This window comes from Sulfurimonas sp. NWX367 (genome assembly GCF_039667065.1).
In the GTDB taxonomy this organism is placed as follows: Bacteria; Campylobacterota; Campylobacteria; order Campylobacterales; family Sulfurimonadaceae; genus Sulfurimonas; species Sulfurimonas hydrogeniphila.
In genome coordinates this window covers 82,207-97,605 of sequence record NZ_JALCZM010000004.1, presented here as the reverse complement: position 1 = coordinate 97,605, position 15,399 = coordinate 82,207, and the positions used below count along the sequence as shown (strand labels likewise).

The following is a 15,399-nucleotide window of genomic DNA, read 5'->3' as shown; positions in this document are numbered from 1 at the left end:
AGAAATTCATTTCTTTATTTTATCTAATATGCTAGAATTACTTACTTAAAGAGAGAGATTTATGAAAAGAATTAATTGTAGAAAATGTGAATACTATTATGTAACCTGGGAAGCATCAAAACCGCATGGATGCAAAGCGTACGGATTTAAATCCGTACAGATTCCCTCTATGGTGGTTTTAAACAGCAGTGGGGCTGATTGCTCCTTGTTTAAAGTGAAAACGGTTCGTAAATAATTTTTTTTCCAAAACCCAGTCTGTTATCAGTCAATTTAAAATAATGCACTTCTATTTGCCAGAGTTTGGGCATCATTGCCAATGCATACGGAAAGGTTTTAAAATAGAGTTTTTTCAAAGCACTGTTTTGCAGTTGCTTCATTTCCCCCCGAAACTGTAAACCCTCAATTTTTCCGACTTCCTGTGTTTCAAGTAAAATATTCCCTGCAATAAACGGATTTTTTAAAATATGCTTTACATGTAATGTCTCTTCACTGCTTGCTACTATAAAAGAGAGACTCTTCGTGTCATACGCATAAAAAAGGCTGCAAACGCTAAGTTGGTCCCTGTCTGTTGTTGCCAGACTCATCACATGATGTTTTTGAATAAACGCAGTAATTTTTTTTAACTCTTTCTTCATTTAGTTTTGGAACATAAAATTTTCCAGTTTTTCCGGATCTGTTATATTGCGTTTATCGAGCATCATTTTTGCCGTTTCATCCTGAACAAGTATTTCAAATATTTCAAAAGGGTTTGTCATGTTATAATAACTCTTAATGAAATCAAGCAATATTGCGAAATTGTCATTTTTTGCTGTGTATCTTTTGTACTCTTTATACTCATTCCAGTTTATATCAGCCACTTATTTTCCTCAATGCATTTTCAAGTCTTTGAACGACCTCTGCCATTTTAGCAGAGCTGAGCGCAAAATTCAAGCGCATAAACCCACTGCCTTCTCTGCCAAAACTGATACCGGGATTAAGTCCGAGTTTTGCTTCTTTGATAAAAAAGCTACGGAGCTCTTTGTCTTTTAAGCCCATACCGCGACAATCAATCCATGCCAGGTAGGTCGCCTCAATCGGTGTTACCTTTATAAAGTGCGGATACTTTTTTGCAAGTGCGCTCAGCATTGAATAGTTTTCATATAAATGAATTTTCAATGCTCTAAGCCACTCTTTTGCTTCTTTGTAGGCAGCTTCAAATGCTACATGTGACAAAGATGAGCCTTGGGCAAAATGCACTTTGTCATATGCTTTTTTAAATTTTTCCCGCAGCTCTTTGTTCGGGATGGCTACTGTGCTTATTGCAAAACCTGCCATATTAAAAGTTTTTCCTACGCCAATTGCGGTAAGTGTAATATCTTTTGCCCGTGAGCCTAATGCGGCAAACGGAGTATGTTTGTATGGTGCATAGACCAGATCAGCATGTATTTCATCCGCAAAAACGACAATATTATGTTGTAGACAAACTTCCAGTATCTGTTCAAGTTCCTCTTTTTTCCATACTCTTCCCACAGGATTATGAGGAGAACACAGCAGTAAAAGCTTTGTATTTTCATCAATTTTTGCTTTCAAATCTTCTATATCAAATTCATATTTTCCCTGCTTGTTACATGTAAGCGGATTTTTGACAAGTTTTCTGTTTAATTGCAAAACACTGTGGAAAAAAGGCGGATAGACAGGTGTTTGTACGATAACACCCTCTCCCTCTTTTGTAAAAGCCTCTATAGCAGTATGCATCGATGCTACAACAGAATGGGAATAGAACATATCTTCCAATGCAAAAGTAACATTATGCTCTTGTTTCATCCATGCAATCTGTGCCATAAATGCGGACTCCGGTACCTCTTCATATCCCATCACCGGATGTCGGAGTCTTTTTTTCACAGCATCCAAAACACACTGTGGTGTATCTATATCCATATCTGCTACCCATACAGGAAGGACATCCTGTGTACCGAAAAGCTGTTCTCTTAAAACATATTTTTCCGCATTGCTGCCTTCACGTTCACTGGCTGTATCAAAACTGTACTTCTTCAACGCTTTTTCCATACACTTACCTGTGAAACGGTATGTTGATATTTTCTTGCTGTTTCTTTTATGACAAACTCCAAATCTTCTACATGTAAAAGCTCAAATTTATCATGCAGAATATCTTTCAGGCGCTCTATTGTTCTGACTGCATTCCCGTTTTCATCTTTGTATCCGCCAAGCCAAAACTCTTTTTTTGTAGAGCTTTCCTGCCATGTATAGGGAGAGGTAAGCATCAGTATACCGTCGGCATTGAGTCTTTGGTCTACCGTGTCCAAAAAGAGTCTTGGGTTGTAAAGTCTGTCTATGAGATTCGTCGCCATTATCAAATCATACGCAGTGAAATCAGGCTTCAGGTTACAGGCATCTCCCTGCCAAAAAGAGACTTTCTCAGCCAACTGCTCATATCCCAAATCCTGCAGAGTCACTTTTTTATTGATACTGAGTTCACCCTCTTCCTTACATGTAAACGCAACATAGCCTGCTTCTTGTAATTTGGAACCGACCTGAATGAAACGTACAGAAAAATCTATACCCTCAACTTTGTCAAATATTTTTGCAAGCTCGAAACTGGCTCTTCCTGTTGCGCAGCCTAAATCCAGTGCTTTTGTTGTATTTGTTGCATATTTTGCAGCAATCTTTGCACAGGCTATGGCAAAATTTTCAACACCAAAATGCGTGTCACCATACTGAAATTCACAATACTGTGAAACAAGTTCATCACTCTCATAGATATCTCCACGGTCATCTTTGCTGTTTTGTGTTATAACATAGCGAAAACCGGCATTTTGAAAAAAGTGTTTTCTAAATGCATACCGAGAGTGTTTCATGATTAGGTTTCCACTGCTGGCCCATGATGAACCGAGTATCATAGCATGCTTGTCATCAAAAGTAGGCACAGAAAAGTCGTCATAGGCCGCATGCACTTCAAAACCTTTAAAAGGGCGTATCGGTGTTCTGCTCCACTGCCATACATTTCCTATAACATCATAAATCCCGTTAAAACCGAACTCATCAACAGGACAGGAGGAAGCATAATGATAAAAATTGATATTTGCACGACTCTCATGCAGGGCAGGAACATCTTTAAGATTGGCTTTTTTATATATCAACTCATATTCTGCCTCACTTGGAAGGAGATACTCTTTATTCTCTTTTTTGCTTTTGTATCTGCAAAATGCTTCTGCCTCAAGAGCATTCACATCTACAGGCCAATCTTGCGGCATATCTATAATCTTGCTCAACGCTCTGTACTTAAAGACTCCGTTTTCTTTGACCCAAAAATGAGGATGCTTTGCATTGGATTTTTCTAAAAACACCAACCCTTCTTCATCCCAGTACTCTTTTGTCTCATATCCGCCGTCATTGACAAACTCCATAAATTCGCCATTGCTGACAAGAAATTTACAAACCTGAAAATCTTTAACAACTTCTTCATAGCTGCCATATTCATTATCCCATCCATACAGATGATGATTCTTGGCTTTTCCCAGAGTAACTGTATCGCCCTTGAGTGTTATCATCTCATTTTGAGGCGTATCTGAAGAGTGTGTACAGATATTGAATTCAGGAACATCTTTGATATATTCCAGAGGCATTTGACGATGCAGCACCAAAGATGTCTCTATGTGAATACGTTCATGCTCTATCCCCATCAGTATAATCCACATTGGTGAGTTCTGTTTTATCGGTAAGCTAAACTCCAACTGCATGATCAATCTGTCCACCAGTTTTCGCACAGCATCCCGGTAATTTTTCACTGCTGAGACTTCAGGCCACCTGTAGCGTGACTCGTCCAGATCATCCCAACGCATTTCATCCACGCCTACAGCAAACAGAGACTCAAACTCAGGATTTATTCTTTCATAAATTATTTGCATACTCACAAGTCTGTTTACAAAAAAGGTCGCTGTATGTCCAAAATAAAATATCATTGGATGACGGGTCGGTTCGCTTTTCTTGTAAAACACAGACTCATCTTGCAACAATTCAAAAACTTTTTCAAACAGATCAAAGGTATTATGGAAGTACTCGCGTATCTCTTTGCGTTTTTTCTCAATATTTTCTCCATCAAGTGTGACCGGGTACATACTTAGTTTACTCAATATTTTTCCTTTTTCTATTTATCATGGCTTATGTTATAATCATTATATGAAATTTTATCAAAGTAAATTATTAAACAACTACTCAAAACTCACACATGCCTTTACATGTAAGGAAAGCGGGAATTTAGCCTTTCATGTTCAGGATAATCCAAAAAATGTACTGCGAAATCATAAAACTTTGGCAAAAAAACTCCATTATGACTATAAAACACTTGTACACATGAAACAGATTCACTCAAATATTGTAAAAACAGTTGATAAAAACGACAACTTTTTCAATCCTCCTACCTGTGACGCAGTGATTACAAATAAAAAAAACACCCCTCTGCTGGTAATGGCAGCCGACTGTTCTCCGGTCCTTTTTTATGATCCCAAACAAAATGTCATTGCTGCGGCACATGCCGGCAGAGCAGGAGCCTTTGAAAATATTGTTCAAAATGTTCTTAACAGTTTTGTCAGGAGTTTCGCATCTGATATGAAGGATCTTCTAGTCACCGTCGGACCTGCAATATGTCAGAAATGTTATGAAATAAATAAGCAGATTTACAAAGAGGCAAAAGAGAAAGAAGTCAGTTATGCTGTTGATAAAAAAGGAAAGAAATTCTACCTGGATATCAGAGCAATACTCAAGAAACAGTTCTGTGCAGCAGGTGTTTTAGCCAAGAATATTGAGATATCAGATATTTGCAACTGTTGTCATTCTGACAGATTTTATTCTTACAGAAAGAACAGCCCCACTGGAAGATTTGCAGGGATTATTATGCTTTAAATTTCATAAAAATATGTTGCATATGCCTTGTCAAGTTCAGAGAGTTTTACATGAAAAACAGCACGGACTTTCTCCTGAATATCTTTCCAAAAAGAGTCCAGCACTACACTTGCTCCAACATTTTGTCCTACTACAAAAAGTTCTCCTTCCAAGGCTTCTACAATATCTAGAACGATAATATCAGAAGCATCTGTGGCCAGTTTATACCCTCCGTTTACACCTCTTATACTTACAACAAAGCCGTGCTTTTTCAAGCTTGAAAGAATTTGTTCAAGGTAACCGTGCGAAATTTGCGTCATCGCAGCTATCTCTTTTATCTGCATCAGCTTGTTTCTGGGAGAATTGTACAACGCATGCATTGCTGCAACGCCATACAGGCTTTTTGTAGACACGCCTACCATTACATAAATCTTTTATATAAATAATACATTTTGCATCCCAGACAGTAGTTAAAAGCAACTTCCAAAAACAGACATACAAGAAAAACACCACTCATAATATAAAACAGCATTTGTGCATGCAATAGATCAAATAATACTATAAATACTAAAAATATCAACCCAAAATATGTAGCCAGTCTTTTAGCTGCAGCATCTTCAAATTTACTCTTTACATGTAACAGCTCTTTAGTTCTTGCAGACAGGAAGTACAAAGGGCTGTAGTTTTTGTCAATAAAAAGTCTTATCATAAAATCTGCAATTAAAAAAAGCACAATACCCCTGGATGATGTACTAAGATAAAGACTGAAAAGCAGTAAAATATAAGATGCATTAATTCTGACAATATTAGCATCAACTTTGATAAATGATATAGGACAGGACTTTTGACTCATGCCGACTCCTTGTATTGATTGTTGGAATAATAATAAAGAAGTCGCTTAAAGTCAAGTAAACATAGTAGGTTACTAAGGTTTATGGTTTGTGACTTTTTTTGCCAGTTGTTCAGGCAAGAGTTCTAAAGACTCTTCTACAACTCTGGTATTACCGTGTGTGATAAATGCATCCTCGTATTCAAAAGATACAACGGATATATTTAAAATATTCTCCTTTGCCAAAAACTCTAAAATTGCAGAGCCGACACCGCCATACTTTGCCGTATCTGAAAAAACAAACCATTTGTTATACCTGTTTGACAAATCTTTGAGCATCTCTTCATCAAGCGGTTTTACAAAACGTAAATCGAGAATACTTACATCTTCTTTCATGCATTGTGCTGTTTGATATGCCCGTCCGACACCATTTCCGTAACCGATAAAAAGAATATTGCTCTTTGCCGTCTGTAAAAGCTGGGATTTTCCAAGTTCAAAAGGTGCAGACTCAGGCAAATCAGTTTCTGTAAAAGAACCCCTTGGATAACGCAAAGAACACGGATGCTCATATTTTGCGGCAAAACCCATTGCCTGATGAAAACTCTTCTCATCTCTAGGTGCAAACAGTGTCATATTTGGAATAGTCCGCAAATAACTGACATCAAATACACCCTGGTGGGTTTCTCCGTCTTCTCCAACAATTCCGGCACGGTCAAGTGCAAATACAACAGGCAGATCCATCAAACAGGTATCGTGAATTACCTGATCATAGGCACGCTGCAAAAATGTGGAATAAATACTGCAAAAAGGTTTAAATCCCTCTTTTGCCAGTGCTGCCATAGAAGTCACGGCATGCTGTTCTGCAATAGCCACATCCCAAAAACGTGTCGGATATTTTTTTATAAGCTCACTTAGCCCTGTACCGCTTGGCATTGCTGCTGTAACACCGACAATCTTCTCATTTTTTTCACATAAAGAAAGAAGAGACTCGGTATATATCTGTGTCGCGCTTTTTGTTGCGGCTTTTTTGGCAGAACTTCCACTTGAAAGATCAAACGGACCGACACCATGCCATTTTTCTTCTTTGCCTTCTGCAATTTCATACCCTTTTCCTTTAAGAGTCTGTGCATGAATTATAACCGGTTCGTTTAATTTTCTTGCCGTTTTGAGTATCTCTACAAGTTGTGCAATATTGTGCCCGTCTATTGGACCTATATAGTTAATCCCCATCTCTTCAAAGAGTATGCCCGGAGTAATGAGCTTCAAAGATTCTTCCATGCGCTTGGCTATATACCTGGCACCGTCGCCAAAGTTGTCGACAAAACTCTCCGTATTTTTTTTAAATCTTTGGTAAAAAGGAGATGCCATGGCAGAGCTGAGCATTCTGCTGATTGCACCAATAGGTTTTGCTATGCTCATCTCATTATCATTTAAAATAATAATCATCGGGTACTTTCTCTCACCCAACTCATTTAACGCCTCATACACCATACCTGCCGTCATAGAACCGTCACCGATAAGCACCACGGGAATACGTTCATTTTGCTGACCTTTAAGCGCTATGGCTTTGGCAGCCCCGACTCCCAAAGATATTGAAGTGGAACTGTGTCCTGCCACAAAATAGTCATCGCTGCTTTCGCTTGGTTTTGTATAACCGCATATTCCGTTAAACTGTCTGAGTGTGTCAAATTCTTCCCATCTTCCTGTAAGCAGTTTGTGGGCATACGCCTGGTGTGATACATCAAAGATAAAAGGATCCTTTTGAGAATCAAATACTTTATGCATTGCCACAATTATCTCTGTAGCCCCGAGAGTAGAACTCAAATGTCCGCCATTCTTACTCACAACTTCCAAAATTCGTTTTCTTATATCTTCACTGAGAGCTTCAAGCTCTTTAATACTTTTCTCTTTTATATTCATTCTACTCACTTAAAGCTGCCTTTTTTACTCTCTCAAATCTTTTTGATATTTGTGCATCAATATTGCCTGCATCACTCAAAACTATAACACCGCCTTCACTTACTGCACTTTCAGGCAAAACTTTTACATGCTCAAGTTTGGTAAAATGTTCTGCGATAGCGCTGTGATCTTTTGGATTGACCTTCAGTGTTATTTTAGAAGCATTTTGTAATTCCTGTATCAACTCATCACTGAGTTTTTTAGCAATCTGTGAGGAATTTTCACTGACTTCAATCTGTACAACCTCTTTTGCAATGTCTATGGCCGCATGCAGCAATTCGTTCTTTATCCCTTCTAAAGCTTTTTCAAATTCACCCGCACTCTCTTCAAGTTTTTGTATGGAGTTTGTCAAAAGCTCGAGTTTACTTCGCAGTGTTTTGTCGATCTCTTCTCTTGCTTTTGCCTCTCCGGCCTTCAAGCCTTCAGCAAAAGCCTCTTCCCTGGCTTTTTTCAGTTCTTCTTGAAACTCTTCTTCTTTGGCTTCGAGTCTCATTTGCAATTTTATAAAGTTTGATGACATTTCATCTGTTTTTTTCATTAAAGACTCTATAAGCGAATCTTTTGAACTCGTACTCAGAGCACTCGAATCAACATCCGAAGCTCTTGCCTTTGGATTGTCTTCTTGTGTAAATACCTTGTTTTCTTTTTTTTGCTCTTCTTTTGAGCCCATTGCAATAACTTTAAAACTGTATTTTTGCACATTATGCTCGTTAATTTCATTTTCAGATATTATAGTTGCCATTTTTTACTCTATCATCTCTTCGCTGGAGCCCATTTGGATAGTTCCCGCTTCAGCCAACTGATTGACCACTTCCACAATTTTTCTCTGAGCCGCCTCAACATCTTTCATTTTGACTGCTCCGAGGAACTGCATCTCTTCTTCAAAGGCTTCTCGAGCCCGCTCACTCATTGCAGAGAAAAACTTCTCTTTTAACTCTTCCGGAGCAGATTTGAGTGCCAACATCAATTCTGCTTTGTCTACAGCCTTTAAAATCTCTGCAATAGAATTCTTGTCCAAAGTCACAATATCTTCAAAAGTAAACATCATCTCTTTAATCTGTGTTGCCAACTCTTCATCGACCTGCTCAATATTTGCCAAAGTCGCTTTAGAGCTTTTTGCACCAAGGCGGTTAAAGATATCTGCAACCGCACGTGTTCCGCCAACTTCTACTTTATAAGAAGCAAGCGATTCAAGTTTTGATTCAAGAACAGCAGAAACCCGTTTGATAACCGAAGGGGAAATGTCTCCGAGTTTTGCCATACGCATCGCAACTTCACTTCGCAAATCATCCGGAAAATACTGCAATGTGTCGGCAGCCTCAGTAGGGTCCATATGTGCCAAAATCAAAGCAATTGTCTGTGGATGTTCATTGATAATAAAGTCTGAAAGCTGTTGTGGTTTGATTTTTGAAAGATAGGCAAAGTTTTGTGTATTTTGCATGCTTTTTGAGAGTTTGTCTAAAATCTTTTTTGCCTCTTCGGGACCGAGTGTTCTGTAGAGCAGTTCTCTTGCATACTCCATACCGCCTGATGTCATATACTGACCCGACTGAAATATCGCATGAAACTCTTCTAAAACAGCAGTTGCTATTGCCTTGTCAATAGTTCTGTTTGCTGCAATATATTTTGATATTTCAGTAATAGCCTCAACACCCATATTTGAAAATATTGCCGCTGTTGCGTCTTCACCCAACTGCAGCAGAAGTATGGCAATTTTTTCTGCCATACTCATTTCATCAAGTGCGGCCTGTTGCTGCTGTGTTAAAGTAGCCATACTTACTTCCTCTCTTTAGATGGAACTTCAGACTCTTCACTCAAAAGAGCCTCCAGCAAAGAAGCCACCTCTTCAGGTCTATCCTCCGCCATAGTTTTTACTTTTTCCAGGATAACCTCATGTTTGAGGTCATCTTCATTAAAATTACTTCCCATACCAAGTTGCTCTTCAACTTTTTTACGCATTTTTTGTACTTTTTCGACCAAATCATCGCCCTCTTCTTCATCCAGTTCCAGTGAAGGCGCAACAAGTTCTTCTTCTTCTTTTGACACTTCAAGCATCTTATCCGCAAACGGAGCAATGACTTTTTTGTACAAAACAAACAACAGGATAAACACAAACAGATATTTCAGCAAACCGGAAAATGGAGCCAAATATGTTTCACTGAATGCAATAGCTTTGTTGACTCCCTGAGCCCCTCCGCTTACAGATGCTCTTTCAAACTGCAAATTTTGTACACTGATTTGATCGCCTCTTTTAGGATCAATACCGATAGAACGACTGGCAAGAGAGGTTAAGGCATTTATGTCCGCAGCATCCAAAGGCACATACTCCATCTCATCAGTTGGATTCCCCTCTTTGTCCAGTTTTGGTTTGTATTTTCCGTCAACGACAACTGCAGCCGTTATCCTTTTGATTCTTGCAAACTGACTCTTTGTAGTGCTGACGGTTTTTCCGACTTCATAATTCGTTGTGCCGGAGTTTTTTGAATATTTCTCCACCATTTTATTTGAGGCAAGTCCCTGTACCGGACCAATGTTGCTTACCGTTCCAGGAACGCCTCCGACTTCTTTTGGGGCACTTCCTTCTCTTTTTTCTTCATTAACCTGTTCGCTTCGCACAACATTTTCAGGATCATATTTTTCGGAAGTAGAGTTTTTTTGTGAAAAATCAAATTCTATGGTTACCTGTGCCACAACCTTGTCACTGCCGCCTACAAAAGGTGCGATAACATCAATGATTTTTTCCTGCTTTTTTTTCTCTTCTTTTATTTTATATTTTTGCTGAGCAATAGAGAGTTCACTCATCTGCGCCATTTCATCGTCATCACCAAGTGTTACGCCGTCACTGTCAATCAACATTACATTAGAAGGTTTTAGTTTTGGCACAGCTGCTGCGACAAGATTTTTAATTCCCCTGATTTGCTTGGAAGTAAGCATCCTTCCCTCAACCAGCTGCACCATTACAGAGGCTGTCGGATCAACCTGTTTGGAGACAAAAAGAGTCTCTTTCGGCAGAGCAAGGCTCACTGTTGCTTTTTCTACAGGTGAAAGTGCACTGATAGTACGGGAGAGTTCACCTTCCAATGCGCGCAGATGCTTGATTTTTTGATCAAAATTTGTAGCACCGAATTCCTGTTTGTCAAAAAGTTCAAATCCCACGCCTCTGTTTTTTGGAATACCCAAAGAGGCAATAGAAATCCTCTCTTTGTACACAATATCACGAGGCACTTTGATAACATTGTTTGCTTCAATTTTATAAGGAATATTATCTTTGTCAAGCTGTTCTACAACTTTTGCAGCTTCAGAGGGTGTCAGAGAATCAAAAAGTACTTCATATCTGTCAAGTGAGGTTTTTTTAGCAGTAAAAACAACTAAAAAAATCAAAAAAGCAACAATACCTATTACAGCAGCTGCTATAATCATTTTTTGCTGTTTTGTAAGTTTTGCATACAAAACTGATAATTGCGAAAAAAGTACTTTAAAATCCATCAACTTCCCATCTTAAATTTTATAATAACAGTGATGCAAGTTCAAAAAAACGGCTGTTTTGCTCTTTTGTTCCGACAGTTACACGAATTGCATTCAACCCATAACCACTTAAATCCCGTACTATCATTCCTTTACGCAATAAAGCATTAGAAATTTCTGTCGAATTTTGTGTGTTATTCAGGCATAAAGTAACAAAGTTTGTATAACTCTCTATTATATCTATTTTTTGCTCATTTGCAAACTCTTCATAGCGTTTCATCTCCTGGAAATTTAAAGCGATACAATTATTTACAAATTCCTCATCTTCAAGTGCAACACTGGCAGCTTCAAGCGACAATGTCGTTATGTTAAAAGGCGGTCTCAGTTTATACAGTTCTTTTATAATATTTTCTGACGAAATACCATACCCGACACGCATGCCTCCAAGTCCGTAGGCTTTTGAAAAAGTACCCAGATAAATGACATTTTCAAATTTTTCAACCAACTCTTGAGGCATGATTTTTTTACTTTTGTCTTTATATGCAGCATATTCCATATAGGCACCGTCTACAACAACCAAAGTATCATTGTCGATTTTTTCTATAAACTTCATCAATTTGTCTGCATCTATTGCATCCCCTGTCGGGTTATTCGGTGTGCACAAAAAAATTATCGCAGGATTTGTCTCTTTATAAAGCTCATAAAATTCATCTAAATCATGCTCCTGTGATGCAGTTCTCACAATCTCTGCCCCGACATGTTTCGCATAAATCTCATACATTGCGAAAGTCACACTGTTCATCAGTATTTTGGAATTTTCATCAGCTTTTGCATGCATAATAAATTCTATAACCTGGTCACTTCCGCTGCCGATAATAAGATTTTTGTGCTCTGTTGCATATTTTTTTGTTAACGCATTTTTGAGTTTAAGCATACTGTCATCAGGATAAAGTGCCATATTCGGTAGAATTTTTGCCACGGCACTTTGTACTTTGGGGGAGCATCCATACGGATTTTCATTTGAAGCAAGTTTTACAATATCTTTTGGTTCTATGCCGAATTCACGTACGACAAGTTCTATAGGCTTGCCCGCCTCATAAGTTTTGATATTTTGTAGTTTTTTATTAAATTTCACTCTTCACCCTTTACGTAACTTCCAAGCCAAGTGACTTCGTCTTTATGTTTCTGTATGACTTTTTGAATCTTTTCCTCATCTATATGACCATAAAAGTCTATATAAAACCAGTAGCCAAAACCACCTTTGTCTCTTGAGGGACGAGACTCAATTTTTGAAAGATTTATCTTCTCTTCTTCAAAATCCTGTAAAAAACGCACCAGAGAACCAGCTTCAACAGCGTCTTTTAATCGTACCAGTATAGAAGTTTTATCATTCTCGCTGACAGAATTTTTAAAATCACTTAAAATGACGAAACGCGTTGTATTGTCTATGGCATCTTCAATATTTTCAAACAGAGTAGGAAGTCCATACAGTTTTGCTGCAATATGAGAACATATTGCAGCCGAATTTGGCTCACGTGCCGCCAAAATGGCTGCTTTTGCCGTCGATTCTACCGGGATCAGTTCAACATTGATCAAACCATGTTCATTTAAAAATTCCCGACACTGCCCAAAGCCTTTGTCTTTTGAGTAGATTTTTGTAATATCCTCAAGTTTTTCCGCCTTTGTTGCAAAAGACATGTGAATCGGCATATAAAGTTCTGCAACAATTTTCATAGGACTTTTTGCAAGCAGATCAAGTGTCTCTCCAACAATTCCGTCACGAGAATTTTCAATAGGCACAACTGCAAATTTGGCACGGCCGGATTCAAGTGTTTTAAATACAGAAGCGATAGAATTTAACGAAAGATAGTCACTCATAGCCCCAAAACGGCTTTCAGCCGCCTGATGCGTAAAACTCCCTTCAGGCCCCAAATAAGCTATACGTTCCGGCAGTTCCAAATTTCTTGCCACAGCAAAAATTTCTAAAAATATTGCTTCTATTGCTTTGTTATTTAACAGTCCGCCCTCTTTTTCATTCAAAGAAACCAGTCTGTCAATAATTGCTTTTTCACGTTCTGGTCTATAGATTGCGCCACCGGTCTCTTTTTTGATTTCTCCGACTCTCTGGACAACTTTCATACGCTTATTCAACAGTGTAAGCATCTCATTGTCGATCGCATCTATCGCTTCTCTACAGTCATCTAAAGTTTTCATTATTGCTCCATCTTGTGGCGGATTAAAATATCCTGCATATTTTTATATATAAAATCGGGGATATTTGCTTCTTTTAAAAAAGGGACAATTTCCTCGGCACTTTTATATTTTCCGCTTGTTACAAAGAGTGTTTTCATACCAAGCTCTTTTGCTCCGCCCAAATCACCTTTTACATCATCACTGATAATAGTTATGTTTTGAAAATCTGCGGCAGGATTTTGTCTTTTAATTCTTTTAAGTGCTTCATTGTAAAATGCCTGACTTGGTTTGCCTACAACATCATAAGAACAGCTTGTCGCGAATTCAAGCATCTTCAAAATCGCACCTACTCCAGGGTAGCGCCTGTTGTTTTTTGCATAAATAGATGTCTCATGCATACCGACAAGTTTCGCACCATCAAGTAAAAAATCTATCATTTGTGCATATTCATCCGCAGAAAAATCCTCTTTTATGGCAATCAGTACGGTTTTGGGGTTTGTGTAGTCAAGTTTGTATCCCATGCTTTGCAGTGTTTGTAAAAACTCTTTTGCACCATATGCAGCCACAGCCTCTTTTTCGACACGGGATTCCAGAAGCATTAAAGGATCAAGGTACTTTGTCGCGTCAAATTCAAAACCCAGTCTGTTTAGATATGCCAAAAAATTCTGTGATGCTTTTTTTGTATTATTTGTTATGATCATATAAGGAATATGCTCACGATTGAGCATTTGTATAAACTCCCTGCTTCCATCTATTGGAGATTTGTCTTCATCACTGATAAGCGTTCCCTGCACATCTATAAAATACATTTTAGTCTACTAAAAATTCTTGTTCTAGACAGATAAGATCTTCAAAGCACTCTCTTTTTCTGATAAGTCTTGCTTTGGAGTTTTCAACAGCGACTTCCGCACTTCGTCCACGTGTATTGTAATTGCTCCCCATTCCAAATCCATAGGCACCGGCACTGTGAATCACAAGCAAATCATTTCTCTTTAGCTCCGGCAGAGGATAGTTTTTCGCAAAAAAGTCACCGCTTTCACACACCGGACCGACTATGTCTACTTCTCTCACCGGACCATTATTGTCTGTAATTGCTTCTATCTTATGATATGCATTATAGAGTGACGGACGCAGCAGATCATTCATTGCACCGTCAACAACAACAAATTTTTTATCACCATTTTGTTTTTCATAGAGAACTCTCGTCACAAAGTATCCTGCATTTGCCGTCAAAAATCTGCCTGGCTCACACAAAATTGTCAAGTCAAGAGCAGTGAGTGTCCCCAGAATGGCCTGTGCATAATCATAGGGCTTTATCGTCTCTTCATTATCATATTTGACGCCAAGTCCGCCACCAACATCAAAAAACTTCAACTCTATATCAATAGCCTGCAGTGAACGCACCAAATCTGCAACTATTTCGGCAGCCTCTCTTATCGGCTGCAATTGTGTCAGTTGTGAGCCTATATGAAAATGAATACCGACAGGGTCCAAATATTGAGAATTTTTAGCCTTGATATACATACGTTTAGCACTTGAGAGATCCACACCAAATTTATTGTCATGCAGTCCGGTAGAGATATAAGGATGTGTCTGCGGGTCAATATTGGGATTCACTCTGATACTTATGCGTGAAGGCTTGTCCAGTCTCTCTGCAATAGCCTCAACCCGATCAAGCTCCGCTTCGCTTTCAACATTGATATATAAAATATCTTTTTCTATCGCTTCACGTATCTCCTCATCACTTTTGCCGACACCAGAAAATATAATTTTATATGCGGGAATTCCTGCCAAAAGAGCACGACGCACTTCACCGATAGAAACACAGTCAGCACCACTGCCCATTTTTGCAAAATGACGAACAACACTTAAATTTGAATTTGCTTTTACTGCATAAGCAATAATAGACTTACGTCCCCTGAATGCTTCTTTTAACTCTGTATACTGTGCGGACATATAATCAAAATCATATACGTACAAGGGTGTTCCATACTCATCTGCCAATGCTTTAAAATCAATCATAAAAATTCCAAATATTTTTTAGATGATTTTATCTAAAATGTGCTTAGAAGTGC

General features: G+C 38.4%; 16 protein-coding genes. 2 read left to right on the top strand and 14 right to left on the bottom strand.

Annotated elements, in window-relative coordinates:
• Window positions 1–61 precede the first annotated feature (61 nt).
• Window positions 62–235, top strand: a complete 174-nt coding sequence (locus MNY28_RS11235; protein ID WP_151899810.1) for a uracil-DNA glycosylase — start codon at window positions 62–64, stop codon at window positions 233–235.
• Here the strand turns inward: MNY28_RS11235 and MNY28_RS11230 are convergent.
• Genes MNY28_RS11230 through ovoA form a run of 4 tightly spaced genes read right to left on the bottom strand, consistent with a single transcriptional unit; the run spans window position 210 to window position 4,130 of the window.
• A complete protein-coding gene (locus MNY28_RS11230) occupies window positions 210–635 on the bottom strand; it encodes a pyridoxamine 5'-phosphate oxidase family protein (RefSeq protein ID WP_151899809.1) in 426 nt (141 codons plus the stop codon). The genes MNY28_RS11235 and MNY28_RS11230 overlap by 26 nt on opposite strands.
• The gene (locus MNY28_RS11225) at window positions 636–857 is read right to left on the bottom strand and encodes a hypothetical protein (protein WP_151899808.1); all 222 of its coding nucleotides are present in this window, start codon (window positions 855–857) and stop codon (window positions 636–638) included.
• Window positions 850–2,046 (bottom strand): pyridoxal phosphate-dependent aminotransferase, encoded by a 1,197-nt coding sequence (locus MNY28_RS11220; protein WP_346389892.1) that lies wholly within the window; start codon window positions 2,044–2,046, stop codon window positions 850–852. The genes MNY28_RS11225 and MNY28_RS11220 overlap by 8 nt, the downstream gene beginning before the upstream one ends.
• Entirely contained in the window at window positions 2,031–4,130 is a 2,100-nt protein-coding gene (gene ovoA, locus MNY28_RS11215; protein WP_346389891.1) for a 5-histidylcysteine sulfoxide synthase, read from the bottom strand. Before ovoA ends, MNY28_RS11220 begins: the two co-directional genes overlap by 16 nt.
• A 46-nt stretch (window positions 4,131–4,176) precedes the next feature.
• On the opposite strand from ovoA, the gene pgeF reads away from it, so the two are divergent.
• Entirely contained in the window at window positions 4,177–4,899 is a 723-nt protein-coding gene (gene pgeF, locus MNY28_RS11210; protein WP_346389890.1) for a peptidoglycan editing factor PgeF, read from the top strand.
• On the opposite strand, the gene MNY28_RS11205 is transcribed toward pgeF, so the two are convergent.
• The 10 genes from MNY28_RS11205 to lysA form a co-directional block, all read right to left on the bottom strand.
• Window positions 4,896–5,300, bottom strand: a complete 405-nt coding sequence (locus MNY28_RS11205; protein ID WP_346389889.1) for an Rrf2 family transcriptional regulator — start codon at window positions 5,298–5,300, stop codon at window positions 4,896–4,898. The two genes, pgeF and MNY28_RS11205, sit on opposite strands and share 4 nt — an antisense overlap.
• Window positions 5,300–5,731, bottom strand: coding sequence for a DUF4395 domain-containing protein (locus tag MNY28_RS11200; RefSeq protein WP_346389888.1), 432 nt, complete (start codon window positions 5,729–5,731; stop codon window positions 5,300–5,302). Before MNY28_RS11200 ends, MNY28_RS11205 begins: the two co-directional genes overlap by 1 nt.
• Window positions 5,732–5,803: 72 nt before the next feature.
• Complete coding sequence (gene dxs, locus MNY28_RS11195) at window positions 5,804–7,627, bottom strand: 1-deoxy-D-xylulose-5-phosphate synthase (RefSeq protein ID WP_346389925.1); 1,824 nt, start codon at window positions 7,625–7,627, stop codon at window positions 5,804–5,806.
• A 1-nt stretch (window position 7,628) separates the two neighbouring features.
• The gene (gene fliH / locus MNY28_RS11190) at window positions 7,629–8,408 is read right to left on the bottom strand and encodes a flagellar assembly protein FliH (RefSeq protein WP_346389887.1); all 780 of its coding nucleotides are present in this window, start codon (window positions 8,406–8,408) and stop codon (window positions 7,629–7,631) included.
• A gap of 3 nt (window positions 8,409–8,411) precedes the next feature.
• On the bottom strand, window positions 8,412–9,440 hold the full coding sequence (gene fliG / locus MNY28_RS11185; RefSeq protein WP_151899801.1) for a flagellar motor switch protein FliG: 1,029 nt from the start codon (window positions 9,438–9,440) through the stop codon (window positions 8,412–8,414).
• A 2-nt stretch (window positions 9,441–9,442) separates the two neighbouring features.
• Complete coding sequence (gene fliF / locus MNY28_RS11180) at window positions 9,443–11,152, bottom strand: flagellar basal-body MS-ring/collar protein FliF (RefSeq protein WP_151899800.1); 1,710 nt, start codon at window positions 11,150–11,152, stop codon at window positions 9,443–9,445.
• 19 nt (window positions 11,153–11,171) lie between these two features.
• Window positions 11,172–12,266, bottom strand: coding sequence for a histidinol-phosphate transaminase (gene hisC / locus MNY28_RS11175; protein WP_346389886.1), 1,095 nt, complete (start codon window positions 12,264–12,266; stop codon window positions 11,172–11,174).
• Window positions 12,263–13,345, bottom strand: a complete 1,083-nt coding sequence (gene pheA / locus MNY28_RS11170; RefSeq protein ID WP_151899798.1) for a prephenate dehydratase — start codon at window positions 13,343–13,345, stop codon at window positions 12,263–12,265. Before pheA ends, hisC begins: the two co-directional genes overlap by 4 nt.
• Window positions 13,345–14,133: an HAD-IIA family hydrolase gene (locus tag MNY28_RS11165; RefSeq protein WP_151899797.1), complete on the bottom strand. Its 789-nt coding sequence runs from the start codon at window positions 14,131–14,133 to the stop codon at window positions 13,345–13,347. The genes pheA and MNY28_RS11165 overlap by 1 nt, the downstream gene beginning before the upstream one ends.
• A gap of 1 nt (window position 14,134) precedes the next feature.
• On the bottom strand, window positions 14,135–15,346 hold the full coding sequence (lysA, locus tag MNY28_RS11160; protein WP_188110035.1) for a diaminopimelate decarboxylase: 1,212 nt from the start codon (window positions 15,344–15,346) through the stop codon (window positions 14,135–14,137).
• Between the last annotated feature and the right edge of the window lie 53 nt (window positions 15,347–15,399).

Excerpts from the sequence above, each read along its gene's own strand:
- MNY28_RS11235 (WP_151899810.1), top strand. The coding sequence starts at position 62 with ATGAAAAGAATTAATTGTAGAAAATGTGAATACTATTATGTAACCTGG.
- MNY28_RS11230 (WP_151899809.1), bottom strand. The coding sequence starts at position 635 with ATGAAGAAAGAGTTAAAAAAAATTACTGCGTTTATTCAAAAACATCAT.
- MNY28_RS11220 (WP_346389892.1), bottom strand. The coding sequence starts at position 2,046 with ATGGAAAAAGCGTTGAAGAAGTACAGTTTTGATACAGCCAGTGAACGT.
- pgeF (WP_346389890.1), top strand. The coding sequence starts at position 4,177 with ATGAAATTTTATCAAAGTAAATTATTAAACAACTACTCAAAACTCACA.
- MNY28_RS11205 (WP_346389889.1), bottom strand. The coding sequence starts at position 5,300 with ATGGTAGGCGTGTCTACAAAAAGCCTGTATGGCGTTGCAGCAATGCAT.
- MNY28_RS11200 (WP_346389888.1), bottom strand. The coding sequence starts at position 5,731 with ATGAGTCAAAAGTCCTGTCCTATATCATTTATCAAAGTTGATGCTAAT.
- dxs (WP_346389925.1), bottom strand. The coding sequence starts at position 7,627 with ATGAATATAAAAGAGAAAAGTATTAAAGAGCTTGAAGCTCTCAGTGAA.
- fliH (WP_346389887.1), bottom strand. The coding sequence starts at position 8,408 with ATGGCAACTATAATATCTGAAAATGAAATTAACGAGCATAATGTGCAA.
- fliG (WP_151899801.1), bottom strand. The coding sequence starts at position 9,440 with ATGGCTACTTTAACACAGCAGCAACAGGCCGCACTTGATGAAATGAGT.
- fliF (WP_151899800.1), bottom strand. The coding sequence starts at position 11,152 with ATGGATTTTAAAGTACTTTTTTCGCAATTATCAGTTTTGTATGCAAAA.
- pheA (WP_151899798.1), bottom strand. The coding sequence starts at position 13,345 with ATGAAAACTTTAGATGACTGTAGAGAAGCGATAGATGCGATCGACAAT.
- MNY28_RS11165 (WP_151899797.1), bottom strand. The coding sequence starts at position 14,133 with ATGTATTTTATAGATGTGCAGGGAACGCTTATCAGTGATGAAGACAAA.
- lysA (WP_188110035.1), bottom strand. The coding sequence starts at position 15,346 with ATGATTGATTTTAAAGCATTGGCAGATGAGTATGGAACACCCTTGTAC.